This is a genomic window from Chryseobacterium mulctrae, assembly GCF_006175945.1.
GTDB classification, from domain to species: domain Bacteria; phylum Bacteroidota; class Bacteroidia; order Flavobacteriales; family Weeksellaceae; genus Chryseobacterium; species Chryseobacterium mulctrae.
The window spans coordinates 1,008,342-1,024,337 of record NZ_VAJL01000001.1 but is presented as its reverse complement, the minus strand read 5'-3'; the positions used below and the strand labels follow the sequence as shown (position 1 = coordinate 1,024,337).

The 15,996-nt window shown below is 33.6% G+C and carries 13 protein-coding genes; 6 read left to right on the top strand and 7 right to left on the bottom strand.

What is annotated here, in order from left to right; translation table 11 throughout:
• The first annotated feature begins 54 nt into the window (after positions 1-54).
• Together FDY99_RS04450 and FDY99_RS04445 are read left to right on the top strand one after the other, a co-directional pair.
• Positions 55-1,482 carry a TonB-dependent receptor gene (locus FDY99_RS04450; RefSeq protein ID WP_139419502.1) on the top strand — a complete coding sequence of 476 codons (1,428 nt, stop codon included), beginning with the start codon at positions 55-57 and terminating at the stop codon, positions 1,480-1,482.
• Positions 1,483-1,493: 11 nt separating this feature from the next.
• Entirely contained in the window at positions 1,494-1,943 is a 450-nt protein-coding gene (locus FDY99_RS04445) for a GAF domain-containing protein (protein ID WP_139419500.1), read from the top strand.
• A 131-nt stretch (positions 1,944-2,074) separates the two neighbouring features.
• On the opposite strand, the gene FDY99_RS04440 is transcribed toward FDY99_RS04445, so the two are convergent.
• The 3 genes from FDY99_RS04440 to FDY99_RS04430 form a co-directional block, all read right to left on the bottom strand.
• Positions 2,075-2,803, bottom strand: coding sequence for an ABC transporter substrate-binding protein (locus tag FDY99_RS04440; RefSeq protein WP_139419498.1), 729 nt, complete (start codon positions 2,801-2,803; stop codon positions 2,075-2,077).
• Between the two features lie 23 nt (positions 2,804-2,826).
• Positions 2,827-4,149 carry a magnesium transporter gene (gene mgtE / locus FDY99_RS04435; RefSeq protein WP_102978439.1) on the bottom strand — a complete coding sequence of 441 codons (1,323 nt, stop codon included), beginning with the start codon at positions 4,147-4,149 and terminating at the stop codon, positions 2,827-2,829.
• Positions 4,150-4,232: 83 nt separating this feature from the next.
• Positions 4,233-4,790 carry a pyruvate decarboxylase gene (locus FDY99_RS04430; RefSeq protein WP_139419496.1) on the bottom strand — a complete coding sequence of 186 codons (558 nt, stop codon included), beginning with the start codon at positions 4,788-4,790 and terminating at the stop codon, positions 4,233-4,235.
• Positions 4,791-5,076: 286 nt separating this feature from the next.
• On the opposite strand from FDY99_RS04430, the gene rpsO reads away from it, so the two are divergent.
• The 3 genes from rpsO (at position 5,077) to FDY99_RS04415 (ending at position 9,093) form a co-directional block, all read left to right on the top strand.
• Positions 5,077-5,346 carry a 30S ribosomal protein S15 gene (gene rpsO, locus FDY99_RS04425; RefSeq protein ID WP_027386233.1) on the top strand — a complete coding sequence of 90 codons (270 nt, stop codon included), beginning with the start codon at positions 5,077-5,079 and terminating at the stop codon, positions 5,344-5,346.
• Between the two features lie 152 nt (positions 5,347-5,498).
• Entirely contained in the window at positions 5,499-6,689 is a 1,191-nt protein-coding gene (locus FDY99_RS04420; protein WP_139419494.1) for an acyloxyacyl hydrolase, read from the top strand.
• A gap of 142 nt (positions 6,690-6,831) precedes the next feature.
• Positions 6,832-9,093, top strand: coding sequence for a polyribonucleotide nucleotidyltransferase (locus tag FDY99_RS04415; protein ID WP_102978545.1), 2,262 nt, complete (start codon positions 6,832-6,834; stop codon positions 9,091-9,093).
• Positions 9,094-10,051: 958 nt separating this feature from the next.
• Here the strand turns inward: FDY99_RS04415 and FDY99_RS04410 are convergent.
• Together FDY99_RS04410 and FDY99_RS04405 are read right to left on the bottom strand one after the other, a co-directional pair.
• Positions 10,052-12,478: a TonB-dependent receptor gene (locus tag FDY99_RS04410; protein WP_139419492.1), complete on the bottom strand. Its 2,427-nt coding sequence runs from the start codon at positions 12,476-12,478 to the stop codon at positions 10,052-10,054.
• A 6-nt stretch (positions 12,479-12,484) separates the two neighbouring features.
• On the bottom strand, positions 12,485-12,925 hold the full coding sequence (locus tag FDY99_RS04405) for a MarR family winged helix-turn-helix transcriptional regulator (RefSeq protein WP_139419490.1): 441 nt from the start codon (positions 12,923-12,925) through the stop codon (positions 12,485-12,487).
• Between the two features lie 780 nt (positions 12,926-13,705).
• Here FDY99_RS04405 and FDY99_RS04400 point away from each other — a divergent pair.
• Positions 13,706-14,140 (top strand): cold-shock protein, encoded by a 435-nt coding sequence (locus FDY99_RS04400; RefSeq protein WP_066680898.1) that lies wholly within the window; start codon positions 13,706-13,708, stop codon positions 14,138-14,140.
• Positions 14,141-14,220: 80 nt separating this feature from the next.
• Here the strand turns inward: FDY99_RS04400 and FDY99_RS04395 are convergent, their stop codons facing one another.
• Together FDY99_RS04395 and FDY99_RS04390 are read right to left on the bottom strand one after the other, a co-directional pair.
• Positions 14,221-15,276: a nucleotidyltransferase domain-containing protein gene (locus FDY99_RS04395; protein WP_139419488.1), complete on the bottom strand. Its 1,056-nt coding sequence runs from the start codon at positions 15,274-15,276 to the stop codon at positions 14,221-14,223.
• Between the two features lie 7 nt (positions 15,277-15,283).
• Entirely contained in the window at positions 15,284-15,994 is a 711-nt protein-coding gene (locus FDY99_RS04390) for a hypothetical protein (protein WP_139419486.1), read from the bottom strand.
• Between the last annotated feature and the right edge of the window lie 2 nt (positions 15,995-15,996).

Here is a 15,996-nt window from a genome sequence, read left to right as displayed (position 1 = left end):
TTTCTTTTGAGGTTGTTTTAATTTTGGTAAATTTACGAAAAATTTAATGTCCTAATGTATCAGAAATTAACTCCTAAACAAAAAGCATTAACAATTAATCTAGATCCTACTATTTATGGTACTTTCGCAGAAATTGGAGCAGGGCAGGAAACTGTACGACACTTTTTTAGAGCAGGGGGGGCTTCCGGTACAATTGCTAAGGCAATGTCGGCTTACGACAAAGATTTTAGTGATGCCATCTACGGAAAAGAAGTAAAAAACAGGTATGTTACTCAAAACAGACTTAGAAAAATGCTTCGCTATGAAGTTTCGCTAATTGAAGAAAGAATTTCCAGAGATACTAATCCCGGAAGAAAATATTTTTCTTATGCCAATACAGTAACGACTATCAATTTTGATAAAACCGTAAAAGGTCACGGTTGGGTCGGAATTCGTTTTCAGGTGAAAGAAAATGAAGATTACAACGAGATTGTAATTCACGTAAAATTCAAAGAAAATGATGCTACTTTGCAGCAGGAAACACTGGGTAATCTTGGTGTAAATCTTATTTACGGAGCATATAATTATTACGACAATCCAAGAAGGTTGATAGAGTCTCTTTATGATGAGGTTTCTACAGATAACCTAGAGATTGATATGATCGATTTCAGCGGTCCGGCTTTTGCGTATGTTGACAATAGACTGATGTCTTTGCAGCTGGTAAAAAATAATATGACCGATGCTGTAATCTTCAATTCTGAAGGAAATAATATGCTTCCTGCAGATATTTTGTACAAGAAAAACATTTTTGCGGTAAGAGGAAGTTTCAGACCGGTGACAAAAGTAAATATAGATATGCTTCGAAACGGAATGGATATGTTCCTGAAAGACGCAATCTGTACACAGGAAGAAACAGAAATTCTTATTGAAATTACCATTTCAAACCTTCGTGCAGACGGAGATATTGATGAAAGAGATTTTCTTGATCGTGTAGATGTTTTGGGTAAATTGGGATATACCGTTATTATTTCAAACTTCTCAGAATATTACAGACTGATCGATTATTTCTCACATTATACCAATGGTGATATTGGCGTAACGATGGGGGTAAATAATATGTTGATGGTATTTGACGAGAAATATTATAAAGATCTTTCAGGAGGTATTTTGGAAGCTTTTGGTAAATTTTTCAGAAACGGAATGAGAGTTTATCTGTATCCGTACAAAGATCCTGAAACTCACGAATTATTAGATTCTTCAAACCTAAAAGTAGAAGAGAATCTAAAAGAATTGTACAAATATTTCAAACACAACAACCGTATTGTAGATATTACGAACTACAATCCTGAATTTTTAGAAATATATTCAAGAGAAATTCTAAGAAAAATTGCTTGTAATATCGGCGGTTGGGAAAACCAGGTTCCTGAAGGTGTTGCAGAAATGATAAAAGAAAGAGGAATGTTCGGCTTTAAAAACGAGCTTTCTTTAAAACAATTTTCATAAAAAATATTACAATGTCTGAATTAAAAAAAAGACTTTCGTCTATTCTTGAAAGTCCAAAACATAATATTGAGGAGAAGCTTGAAAAAGTTTGTCATTTATTAGATCAGGAAATATCTTATTTCAACTGGACGGGTTTTTACTTTAAAAACGGGGATAAAGACGAGCTGAAATTAGGTCCTTACGTAGGAGCTGAAACTGATCATACGATTATTCCTTATGGAAAAGGTATTTGCGGACAGGTGGCTGTTTCCAACGAAACATTTATCGTTCCCGATGTACATTTGCAGGATAATTATTTGAGCTGTTCGATTGATACAAAAGCTGAAATTGTAGTTCCTATTTTTAAAAATGGCGAAAACATCGGTCAGATTGACATTGATTCTCACACGATCGATCCTTTCACCAAAGAAGATTTAGAATTATTGGAATGGCTTTGTAATGAAGTTTCAAAGATTTTGTAATCTTATTTCAATATAAAATATAAGCTCCGATTTTTTTTAAGTCGGAGTTTTTTTTGTGGGTGAAATATCAATAGAGACGGGCTTTAGCCCATTTAATAATTTTAAAAAAAATCATTGGGCTTTAGCTAAACTTAAATATTAATTTCAGCAATCAGTTCTTTAAAATAACTCTCATATTTCGCAATATGTGTTCCGTACCAAGAAAAAGCTTCACCATCAACAATCATAATTTTTTTATCAGGATAAACCTTTTTCAGTTCGGCAATATGTTTTTCTTTAAATGGAAAAGGCTCGGAAGATAGCATAATGACATCTGCTTCAACTAAATCTTCAGCTTGGATTTCCGGATAACGGGTTTGATTTTTAAATATATTTTCAAAACCGATTTCACTTAAAACATGATGAATGAAAGTATCTGAACCGACCGTCATATAAGGATTATTCCAAATAAGATAAGCCACTTTTATTGTTGAATTGATTTTGGTCTGATCGAGGATCTCGTAGATCTTTAGATTGAAAACTTGTGCTCTTACTTCTTTGTTAAATAGTAATCCTAGGTTTTTCAGCAAGTAATAATTATCTTCAATCGTCTCTGTGTTGTAAACAATTACTTTGAAATCCTTCATTAAAATTTCAACCTGCTCTTTAACGTTTTCTTCTTTATTGGCAATGATTAAATCGGGTTTTAAACTTTTAATTTTCTCAATATTAAGGTTTTTTGTACCACCAATAATTCCTACATTTTTTACTTTTTCTGAGGGATGAATGCAGAATTTTGTTCTTCCGACAATTTCATTTTCTGTTAAACCTAAATCAAATAAAGCTTCTGTAATAGAAGGAACTAAAGATACAACTCTCATAAAATTTCAGACTTTGCCTAAAATTACAAAAGTTTTCCGGTTAAGAAAAGCCCGGCAACCGAGAAGTAAATAATTAATCCGGTAACATCTACCAAAGTAGCAACAAACGGAGCAGAAGAAGTTGCAGGATCGAGTTTTAGTTTTTTAAGAATAAAAGGAACCATAGAACCCGAAAGTGTTCCCCATAAAACGATCATTACTAAAGAAACCCCAACGCTCAAGCCTACAAAAGCCCAATGAATTCCGTAATCGAAAAAACCGACTTTATGCCAAATCATAATTCTAAGAAAACCTATGATACCTAAGATTCCGCCTAATAAAAGTCCGGTGAAAATCTCTTTTTTCATTACATACCACCAATCTTTTAAACCGATTTCCTGTAACGCCATTGCACGAATAATCAGAGTTGCAGCCTGAGAACCAGAATTTCCTCCACTTGAAATGATTAGCGGAACAAATAATGCCAAGACAACAGCTTTCTGAATTTCATCTTCAAAAAATCCCATCGCAGAAGCGGTCAGCATTTCAGAGAAAAATAAAATAACCAACCACATTCCTCTTTTTTTGATCATTTCGATCAAAGAAGTTTGGGTATAAGGTAAATCTAAAGCTTCAAGTCCCCCGAATTTTTGAATATCTTCGGTGTTTTGTGATTCAATTTGATCTAAAATATCATCAATCGTTACAATTCCGACCAAAACTCCGGCTTCGGTAATAATGGGAAGTGCGGTTCTGTCGTACTTTTCAAAATAGGTAACGGCATCTTCTTTGGATGTTGTTGTTTTAATAGCAACAAATTGATTGTCTGTAAGTTCGGAAACTAAAGTGTCTTCTTCCACCAACAATAAACTTCCTAAAGCTAAATCGTCAATAAGGTGATTTCTTTCATCAACTACATACAGGTGATTGATGGTTTCTACCCGTTTACCAACTTTTTTTATTTGCTGAAGACATCTTTTTACTGTCCATTCTTTTCGGATCTGAATGTAATAAGGAGTCATCAGACGTGCAATAGAATCAGAATTGTAGCCAAGAAGTTTCAGGGCAATTCTTCTTTCCTGCGGATTAAGATGATTGATTGAATATTTGATCAGTTCATCCGGAAAATCCTCAAACAGAGCCGTTCTGTCATCGGGAGTCATCGCATTCAGAATTTCTGAAACATCATCACTTCCAATGCTTCGAATGGTTTCCTCCTGAAAATCAGGGTCTAAATGCGAAAAAACATCGGCTTTGTACTGCTTCGGAACTTTCAAAAAAGCGAGTAGCCTTTCATCAGCGGGAAGTTCACTGAGTCTTTCGGCAATATCGGCTGGATTAAATGTAAGTTCGTGTGTAGAATTCAAAACCTGAAATTTTTGATATGCAAAAATAACTCAAATTTTTAGAATGAGAGAATGATGTATCAAATTTAAGGTTTATTTAAAGTTTAGAAACCGGCTTCTGCAGAAGGTTTTATCTTTCTTAATTCCTTAAGAATGTTTTTCATGGCGCCGTTGGTTCCTATTTTTATCGAATTTTCGGTAGAGCCTAAAAGGCGCATATTTTTTCGGTAAGTATCGTATTCTGAAGAGGTAATTAAGTTTCCTTCTGCATCAAAAAGCTTCATGCTTACGACAACTTGGTTAGAGAAAACGTATTTTCCTAATCCTACTTTGAAATATTTTACTTTTGGAACAATCACAAAATCGGCATCGTTGTTTTTGCTGTATTCGGTAATGGTTTTAGAATCAATGCTGTCAAAAGAAACCTGAACTTCAGATCTCAGCATTTTGTTTTTACGGAAAGCGCTGATGTTATCCGAAAATGCACTGAAGAATGCAAGATTGGTGGGTTCTTTTATTTCTTCAATATCGGGTTCTACTTCAGGATTGAAGTATAAAACTTTCTTTGTTTTATCATAATCCGAGGTTTTCTGCGCTTTTACAGAAGAAACACTGAGGATAAACACAGAAGAAATAAGCGTATAAAATAAAAAATTCTTCATCTTTTTGTCGGCTGTAAAATTACTGTCTTTTAATGGGATGGCATAATTTTTTTAAGAATTTGTTAACATATTTTTCTATCAATTTTAATATATGAAATCAATAATGTCTCCACAGTCTGATGGTTTCCTTAAATAATTATTAAAAAATACTGATAATGTATTATTTATAAATAATATGGAGATTTTTAATGAGCGTTTTGTTTCTAATTTTAATTAGTGTTTTGGTGATTAAAAAAATAGTCGTACTTTTGCACCCGTTACATAATAATCATTAAACAATATTGGAATGTACTTAACAACAGAAAAAAAAGCAGAAATTTTCGCAAAGCACGGTAAATCTGCACAAGACACAGGAACAGCTGAAGGACAAGTAGCTCTTTTCACGTTCAGAATTAACCACTTATCTCAGCACTTGAAGGCAAATCGTCACGATTTCAACACTGAAAGATCTTTGGTGAAATTAGTAGGTAAGAGAAAAAGTTTATTGGATTATCTTAAGAAAAAAGATATTACAAGATACAGAGCGATTATCGCTGAACTAGGATTAAGAAAATAATCTATCCGGTTTCCAAAATAAAGAAGCAACTTCGAAAGAGGTTGCTTTTTTTGTGCTTTAATTTTTTAAATCCTAAAAATTGAGTACTAAAATTTATAAATCTTTAAAGAAATCGTTTAAATTTGCTGTTTTTAAAAATTTAAATTACAGATTTGAAACATTTTTATCTCTATTTTTTTCTTTTAACATCAGCTCTTTACAATTCTCAGGATTTGGATACCATTTCCAGACCAAATTTGCAGGGCTCTGTAAGTATGCAGTTCGGGAAATTTCTGGGAACCAATGATTATCTCAAAGAACTTAAACATAGAGAATTTATCGGGGTTTCTGCAGAGCTTACCACACAAACAGATGGAAGTCAGGAATGGCACAGAAGATTTGGAAAACCTTATTACGGTGGAGGGATTATAGCTTTTGATTACCTTAAAAACAGTGAAATGGGAAAACCTTTTGCTGTTTACGGAACTTTTGGTGGAGTTATTAAAGAAACACCCACTCATTCCTGGAACTATGAAACAAGTGGTGGTTTTGCCTTCAACTGGACTCCCTATGATTTGAAAAAAGGATATATTAATCAGACTTTTGGTTCATCAGTGAGTATTTATATTAATTTAGGAGCTAATTATAAATATTATTTAGGAAAACATTTTGACTTAGGTTTAGGCTTAAATTTTAATCATTTTTCAAACGGAGCTTTAAAACTTCCGAATAAAGGAATGAATACTTTTTCTCCAAAACTTTCCCTGACTTATCATTTTGATGAAAGGCAATTTGCTCCACATGATTCTTTGTCGGCATTTGATAAATATTCTACCTTGGATGTAAATGTTTTTGGCGGAGTAAGGCATTCTATTTTTTATGGAGTAGATCCCGGTTTTCAGGAATCTGATGTTGATATGATCAGAAAATTTGAAGGTAAATATTATCAGAACTGGGGAATAGAAACGGTTTACCACAGGCAAGTTACTTATAAATCTTCTCTCGGATTAGGAATTGGTGTAATGTATGATGAAGATTACAATCATAAATTTTATCAGGATGAAAATGGAGTCATACAAAGCACAAAAAGATTTCAGCGTGATCAGGTTTTATTGAATATTTTCCCTTCTTATCGACTTTCAATTTCAAGATTTGCCATTCAGATTCAACCCGGATTTTATATATTTAAAAAAGAAATTGACCGACGTTATGATAAAACTATTTTCTATCAGAGAGTTGGTTTCCAATACACAGTCGGGAAGAATCTGTTGATAGGAATTGGTTTACGATCATTTAAATTTCACAAAGCCGATTATATAGAATGGAGGCTGGGTTACAGAATTTTTAATAAGAAAAATCCGTAATTATTTTAAATGGAATACTTGAAATTTAGCCCTAATAAGTTTCGCCATTCTATTTAAAACAAAAACACTAAATTTGCATCACATTTAGACGAAAATATCAATAATTAAAGTGCTCAATACGGAGCGCAACACAAAACAATTTATGAGTATACCTCAAGCAATTACAGAGTTGATTACTCTTGCAGACGGCAGAGAAATCACATTAGAAACAGGGAAACTGGCAAAACAAGCTGACGGATCTGTAGTAGTAAAAATGGGCGGAACAATGCTTTTAGCAACCGTAGTAGCAAGCAAAGAAGCTAAAGACGGTGTAGATTTCCTACCATTAACAGTTGATTACAGAGAAAAATTCTACGCTGGTGGAAAAATCCCTGGAAACTTTTTCAGAAGAGAAGCTAGACCTTCAGATCAGGAAATCCTGACGATGCGTTTGGTGGATAGAGTTCTAAGACCATTATTCCCGGAAGATTTCCATGCAGAAGTGCAGGTAATGATTTCATTAATTTCTTATGACGGAGAATCTATTCCTGACGATTTAGCAGGTCTTGCAGCTTCTGCAGCGATTGCTATTACAGATATTCCTTTCAACGGACCAATGTCTGAAGTAAGAGTAGTAAGGATCAACGGTGAACTTTCTATCAACCCTAAATTCGAAGATCTTAAATTGGCTGACCTTGATATCATGGTTGGAGCAACGAAAGACTCTATCGTAATGGTAGAAGGTGAGATGAAAGAAATTTCTGAAGCAGAAATGCTTGAAGCTATTAACTTCGCTCATGTTGAAATTAAAAAACAAGTTGAAGCTCAGGAAAGATTAGCTGAAAAAGTAGGTAAATCATTCCCTAAAAGAGAATACAGCCACGAAAATCACGACGAAGCAATTCGTGAAAAAGTGTGGAAAGAAACTTACGATAAAGTATACGAAGTAGCAAAAACTCCTTCAAGCAAAGAAGAAAGAGGTGAGAAATTCAAAGCTGTTTTGGCTGAATTCTTAGCTCAGTATGTAGAAGACGCTGAAGAATTAGAAAGAGTAACTCCTTTCGCAAAAGTATACTACCACGATGTAGAAAAAGAAGCGATGCGTCAGATGATTATCAATGACAAAATTCGTCTTGATGGTCGTGATCCTGAAACGATTCGTCCAATCTGGTCTGAAATCGATTATTTACCTGGAGCTCACGGTTCTGCAATTTTTACAAGAGGTGAAACTCAATCTTTAACAGCTGTAACTTTAGGTTCAGTAAAAGATGCGAACATGGTAGACAGCGTAATGGTAAATTATGATGAGAGATTCTTCTTACATTATAACTTCCCGCCATTCTCAACAGGTGAAGCTCGTCCTTTAAGAGGAACTTCAAGAAGAGAAGTTGGTCACGGAAACTTAGCTCAAAGAGCTTTGGCAAATATGATCCCTGAAGAAAACCCTTATACTATCCGTATCGTTTCTGATATTTTAGAATCAAACGGTTCGTCTTCTATGGCAACTGTTTGTGCAGGAACTTTAGCTTTGATGGATGCAGGTATTCAAATTACAAAACCAGTTTCTGGTATTGCAATGGGATTGGTAACTGACGTAAAAACTGGAAAATTCACTGTACTTTCTGATATCTTAGGAGACGAAGATCACTTAGGTGATATGGACTTTAAAGTAACAGGAACTGCAGATGGAATCACCGCTTGCCAAATGGATATCAAAATCCAGGGACTTTCTATGGATATTATGGAGAAAGCGCTTCTACAGGCTAGAAACGGAAGACTTCATATTTTAGATAAATTGAATGAAACAATTTCTGCTCCAAGAGAAGATGTGAAACCTCACGCTCCTAAAATGGTAATGATGGAAATCTCTAAAGATTTCATCGGTGCTGTAATTGGACCTGGTGGGAAAATCATTCAGCAAATGCAGAAAGATACTGACACGGTTATCGCAATTGAAGAAGTTGGTGAGATCGGAAGAATCGAAATTTCTGGTGTTAGCAGAGAGAAAATCAACGAGGCGATTGCAAGAATCAACGAAATTACTTTTGTACCTGTTGTAGGTGAAGTTTACCAAGGTAAAGTAGTCAAAGTAATGGATTTCGGAGCTTTCGTAGCAATTGCAAAAGGTACTGAAGGATTACTTCACATCTCTGAAATCGAGTGGGCTCGTCTTGATAAAGTTCCTTACAAAGAAGGTGACGAAGTTGAGGTGAAATTTATGGGTTACGATGACCGTAAGAAAATGAAACTTTCTAGAAAAGTTTTGTTGCCAAGACCACCAAGACCTGAACAAAAACCAAGAGAAGAAGGACAGGGAAGACCAGAAGGACAAAATAGGCCTGAAAGACCTGCAAGACCGGAAGGAAAAGTAAACCCAGAAGGAAGAGACCAACCGGGAGAGCACAAGCCTTTGAACGAAGCTTAAGATTATTATAATCGATTATATTAAAACCACCGAATTTCTCGGTGGTTTTGTTTTATGTCATTGCGAGGAACGAAGTGACGAAGCAATCTCAATTTGATAAAATAATCTTATATATGATTGAATTGTTTCTCTCAATAACTGATCTAACTTGAGCGAGCGTTAAGCACTTGCAAGTAATAATAATATTTATGGAATTGAGATAGAACTCCTACGGAGTTCTGCTACTTCGTGATTTATTTTTCTACACAGATATTGCTCATTTGGAGCATTAAGGAATGTGGGATAAGGTTTTTTGGATGGAAGAATGATATTTTATATTATATCAACCCGTTGTGCATTTTAAATTTTGTTTTTCGGAAATAAGTGAAACGGCTTTGTATATCTTATTCCAGTATTTTTTTTAAAATTCCTTGTCTATCCTTGCGTTTTTAATCGCTAAGAAAGACAAAGTTCATTCAGATAGACTTCTTTTTTTAGATTAAGCTCTGTAATTCATTCTAATGATGAATATATCAAAGATTTTAAAACAATTGCGACTACTAATACTCCAGACCAATTACGTCAAAAAATTGAAGAGAAAATTTTAAATTCTAATGCATTCAAAGGTGTTCATAAACTAAAAGACTTATTTAAAAGAAGTCCAGTTCAACATGTTGATAATCTAGCTAAACTATTAGAAATTTGTCAAAGAGCTGAAATGATTGATATGGATTATGATTTAAAATTTAAATTAATATATTGGATTTCAGATATATTACTATATGGGAAAAGCAATTAGCTTTAAAGCTTCTAAACTTTCTTAAATAAAAAAGCCCGTCTCAAATTTTAAGACGGACTTTTTTAATGATTGATATAAGTGTTTAGATTCTTTCAGAATGACAAAGAGGATTTTTGCAAATTAGAGATTGCTTCGTCACTTCGTTCCTCGCAATGACAGTTATTAGTTTCTCACAATAACTTATCCATTCCCGATTCTTTGCTTCAAATCATCTGCACCACCGGTTTTTCTTGTCTGTCCGTTTTTAGATGAACCAAAATTATAGGTGTAAGAAAGTGTTGCAACACGGGTTTCTCTGCGAACCACAAAATTTTCGATATAATTGGAGTAGACATTTCTTGCTTCAGGATTGCTGGTGAAGAAAATATCGTTAAACGAAAACTTCAAAGTGCTGTTGTTTTTAAATTTCTTTTGAGCACCGATATTAAGATACCAGTTAGGTTTCAGATCCATATAAGCATAGACTTCTCTTGCTCTGTAATTTCCTGTAAGCTCGGCTGTAAAGCCGTTTCCAAGTTTAAAAGAATTGATGCTGTTGACGTTGAAAGTGAAATTTCCCTGGTTTTTAATGTAGGTATCAGCAATATTTCCGGTGTAGCTTCCGTAATAGAAATTGGCGCTGTTATTCATATCCCACCATTTTGTCACTTTTACAGGCGCAATAAGATACAATCCTAAATAAGATGCGGAACTTAAATTATCATTGGTCTGTACCACCACAATATTACCGTTTTCTACAGTAGGTTTTAGAACATCGGTGATATTATCAGATGTTTTGCTGTAGCTGAATGTTGCAAAATATTTGTTTTGCAAGCTGTACGTCAACTCATAATTCATCGTGGTTTGTGGATTCAGATCAGGGTTTCCGGCTTTGTAGGTGGTCGGATCGAGATAGAATTTAAAAGGATTCAACTGATTGTAACTTGGTCTTGTAATTCTTCTGCTGAAATTTAGTTCAATGTTATTTTTTTCACTCAAATCATAAGAAAAAACGGCACTCGGAAACAATTGGGTATAATTCTTTTTGTTGACCTGATTGGTTGTTATCTGATTTCCTGTAACGTTGGTGTTTTCTGCTCTTAAACCAAATATAGCACTGAATTTGTCCCATTTTTTAGAAACATTTCCATATAAAGCATTGATGTTTTCTTCGTAAATGAAATGATTGGTCTTGTTCTGATCAATAATTGAAACTCCCGAAGTGGCATCGAAAAACTGCATGTCATTATCTGCTTTTACAAAGCTGGTTTTAATTCCGGTTTCTATTTTCCAGTTGTTTTTTAAGCTTTTAGATAGATCAGACTTTAAAGAATAAATATTCAGATTCCCATTGATGTCACCTTTTAAAATATCAAAACTATTAAGATTACCGTTGATAGCGTAATTTCTCGTATCAAAATTTTGGAGCGAAGTATTTGAATAATTGATGTAATCGAAGTCGGTGGTCAGTTCAGAACCCAAAGAATCGATTTTATATTTATGATTAAGGTTAAAAGAAACATTTTTCCAGTGATCTTTTGATCTGTTTTGTGAGGTGAAAGTACTTTCAGGAAGCTGATTGCTGCCTAAAACCAAACTCGAATTATCACCTCTCGGATCAAACCTGTTGCTTACGAAACCAGCCGAAAAACCAATGATATTTTTATCATTCAGATAATAATCCATTCCGGCTTTTGCGATATGATTTCTGAAATTAAATTTCAAATAATTATCCTGCAGATAAGCTTTTTCAAAATTTCCATTGTCGTTGTAAAAGTTTCTGTCTAAAACCAAATGATTGTAAAATTCTCTGTAGGCAAAACCGTAATTCGCAAAAATATTTACTTTTTTGTTGCGGTGATTGATGCTGAAATTATTGTTGTTTTTAATGTATTTTCCGGTTCCCAAAGAAGTGGAAAGACTTCCGTTCGTCCCTTTTCGCTGATCTTTTTTAAGCTTAATATTGATGATTGAAGTTCCTGCAGCGTCGTATTTTGCTGATGGATTGGTAATAAATTCTACTTTTTCTACGCTCGAAGATGGAATTCCACGAAGATAATTGGCAAGATCGGTTCCGGTCATCGGTGTGTTTTTACCGTCAATCTGAATGAGAAGATTTCCTTTTCCACGCAGACTGATGTTGTCGCTTCCGTCAATATTTACGCCTGGAGCTTTTTCCAAAACTTCAAAAGCAGAAGTTCCTGTTGCTGCGATGCTGTTTTCTACATTCAGAATCATTTTCCCGTCTTGTCGCTCGATGTAAGGTTTTGCTTTGGTAATCGTAACGGCTTCAATTGTTTTTTCGTTTAAATGAATAATGGGAAGATTGGTGTTTTCTTTTACCGAAATTAGATCAGATTTATACGCTTCAGAACCACTTTTGTTGATCTGTACAATATAGTTTCCATCGATAAGATCATTGAAAGTAAATTTTCCGTTTTGATCTGCAATTTCTGTTTTTACCAGCTTGTTTTCAGAATTGAATAAATTAATTTCAACCTGATTGACTTTGCCGGAATCGATACTTCCTGAGAGAGAATGACTTTGGGAAGTAGTAGTTTGTGCCGAAATTTTGAGGCTGAAAAAAGACATCAGCCAAACAAAAACAAATAGAATTATTCGTAGCATGGTGTTTTATTTTTTGGTGTTAATTGTGTTTTGTGAAATTTTTAATAATGCATTGTTCATGATTTGCAATTCTTCTTTAGAAACTCCTTCCAAAGCGATTTTCCTGTTTTGTTCTACTATTTTCTGAACTTCTTTAATGGTTTTCAGACCTTTATCTGTTACTTCAAGATTGGTTTTCCTTCGGTCTTCAGAGTGTACACTTCTAATGATATATTGAGATTTTACCAGCAAATCGATTATTCTTGTTACCGATGCATTGTCTTTAAAAACCAGATCTCCAAGTTCATTCTGAGTGATTCCGGGGTTTTCAAGGATCGCTTTTATAATCAGCCATTGGTCGACTGTTATGGTAAAACCATGAAGTTTAAGTTGTCTTTGAGCATAATTTCTGTATGCTCTGATTGCTTTATCGATATTGTAAAATATAATTGAATCTAATTTTTCCATAATGAATTGTTTTAATAATGACTTATCAATTATTGATATATCAATTAATTGGTTGTTTGATTTATTTATTTGTTACAACCTGAAAGAAATATTTTATGAATATCCTTTTTTAATAATTATATTTCGTTGAACGAAAAGTCATAAAACGGATTTTAAAATCTGATTGTTTTCAAGTTATACAAAGGCATTTTACATATTTTTGAAAGACAGGATTCAAAATGCATAACGAGTTTAATTATTATTTTCTCAGCAAAAATATTTTACCGAAAAAGGTGCAAAAGAAATAATTAAAAGATAGAAGTTCAAAAGTTTACAAAATGTAAAAGAAACTGAGTTATCAATTTTCTTGGTAAACTTTTGAATTACTTAAGCATCATAGAATCTACTTGAATCTTTTATTGGCGAAAAAAAAGTCATGTACGAAGCAGTATTTTAATGAAGAAAAAAGGACTTTATAAATTATTGAATATGAAAAAGTTAGATTTAGCATAAATCCCAATAATATTTATCGTATATTTGCAAAAGCAATTAATAGAAAGGTTTTCAAGCTTTTGTTTCAGACAAAGTTTAAAACATTTATTTTTCTCTCAGTTTTCACATTTCAGATGCCTCAATTTATTCCTCAGAAAATACTTGTGTCGGCAATCTTTTATTATTACTGAAAAACTATAATACCTTTCTGATTTAATCGGGAAAAGTATTTGGTTATAATAAGATAGATTTCAAAAAGAAGTTTTATCTTTAACAATCAGCACGTAACAAATAAATTTTATACAATATATGGCGGATTCTTTCTCAAAAAAAGAAAATTTCAAGAAAAAAGTTCAGAAAGCAAAAGAAAAAGCTCAGAAAAGAGAAGAGCGTAAAACAGTCAACAACAAAGGTAAAGGTCTTGATGACATGATCATGTATGTTGATGCAAATGGTCAGTTGACTTCTACACCACCAGACAACAGCAATGTTGAAGAGTTTGATATCAACAATATCCAATTGGGTGCAGCTCCTATTGAAGCTGAAGAATTGGTAAAAACAGGAATTGTAACATTTTTCAGTGAAAAAGGTTATGGTTTTATTACAGAAGACGGTTCTAAAGAAAATGTTTTCTTCCACAGTAACAACTGTATGGAACCTATCAAAAAAGGAAATAAAGTATCTTTCGAAAAAGAGAAATCTCCGAAAGGTTTTGTTGCCGTAGAAATCAGAATGGTTAAGTAATCATGCGGTTTTGGTATTGAAACTCGATAGATAATATCATATAAAAGGCTCCGAATCGGAGCCTTTTTTGTTTTTTTAATTCAGTATAAAGAATTTCTTATTTCTACTAAAATTCTGGTTGTCTTTTCCAAATCCGGTGTGTCCGGAAGATTAGACTTTGAATGATGATGTTCGATTGATTTAATCAGTACTTCAGCTTTATTCATTACATTTTTATACGACCAGTTTCCGGCTTTGATGTCTAACAATTCGTCCCGGTTTTCTACCCGAATTTGTAACGAACCGGTTTTGAAAATCTGTTCACAAGACTGCAATAACCGAATAGTGTGCATCATATTTTTGCTGTCGTAATTTTGTCCATGATTTTGATTGACATTATAACGGTCTTCATTTCTCTCTGAAACCCACTTCCAATAGTCACGGTAATCTTTGCAATAAGTAGAGTAGGCGTCGAGATTACAAAACATAAACGCCAAAGATCGTTCACCTTTCGGAACGGATGAAACGGAAACCTGATTGGCTTCTTCATTTTGAAAAATTCCTTTGTAGTTTAAATCTCCTGATTCATCGTAGAAAAGCGCAAACATTCCTTTGGTATTGTCGATGTTGACTAATCCACATTTTTCCTGAATTAAACCACTTTTTTGCAACCATTTTTTCAACGGAACAGAGCTGTTATTTTCTAAAATATAACAGAAATCAAGAATCGATTTTCTTTCTTTATCAATCGGATTCAATATCTTTTTGTTGAGTCCTTTTGCTTTTTTGATTTGTGAAATCGCATATCCTGCAAAAGTATCTTTGCATAATTTGGAAAGAAAATCTTCAGGCTTCAGTAAATCCATCAACGGGTTTTTATGTTGAATACAATCTTCCGGACTTACCAAGATTTCCAGAATATTCGGATTGTTTTTCTGCAATAATTCTACAAATCTTCCAATCTCATAATACGTAATATCATTCGTCTCATTAGAAATCTGAGGAATATAGTTTAAACCAAAAAAATCTTCTTTCGGTAAATAATACACTCCCCGAATATCTGTATCTGAGTTTTCCGTAGCGAGTCCGAAAGAGCGGCTTCCGGAGATGGATTGGAAGAGGATGAGGTTGCGGGATTTTAAGTCTTGGATGGTCATAATTTGTTTAATCTAAAAAATATGGTGAAAAATCAATTCCCTGAATACATCCAACAATTGGAAGAACATTATCTCCATTCATCGTAACTTCATATTCATTGCAGGTAAGCTGTGAAACTTTTGGATGCCAAGTTTTCTGATATTTTGTTTCAATATTCTGCAAATTAATTAAGCAATGTAATCCGCCGTTTGTTTTGATAAAAATAAGGCAATCAGCATTAATGCAATCTGAAATATCTGCTTTGAATTTTTCAATTGCTTTCTGATGATCATTAATCGTGAAATCAATATCCAGATCAAAGAAGATTTTTCTTGAAGCTGTAGTCTGAATTAAATTTAAAGCTAATGTATGAGGATGAATAGCACTATCGTTCCGAATCAGTTTTTCCGAAATTTCTTTCAATAAAAATAAAGAAGCTTTATGTAAATCTCGAGGATTAGGTGTAATATAAATTGCCAGATTATCTTGAGAAACTGTAGCGTTTCCGGATTCGTATAACCCTAAAGGAAGTTCAAGCTGTTTGATTTTCTGCAAAAGTCTTTCTTTTGTTGATGTAAATCGTTTTAACTGCGCTTTGTCTGCCTTCAAACCAGTTTCCGGATTATATTTTTTTCTTGCCAAAAGCGCAACATAATATTGTTCGTTCGGTAATAAATCGGGCAGCCAGTCGATGAATTGTTGCAGCTTTTCATCGTTGAATATAATTTTGTAGTTCATTT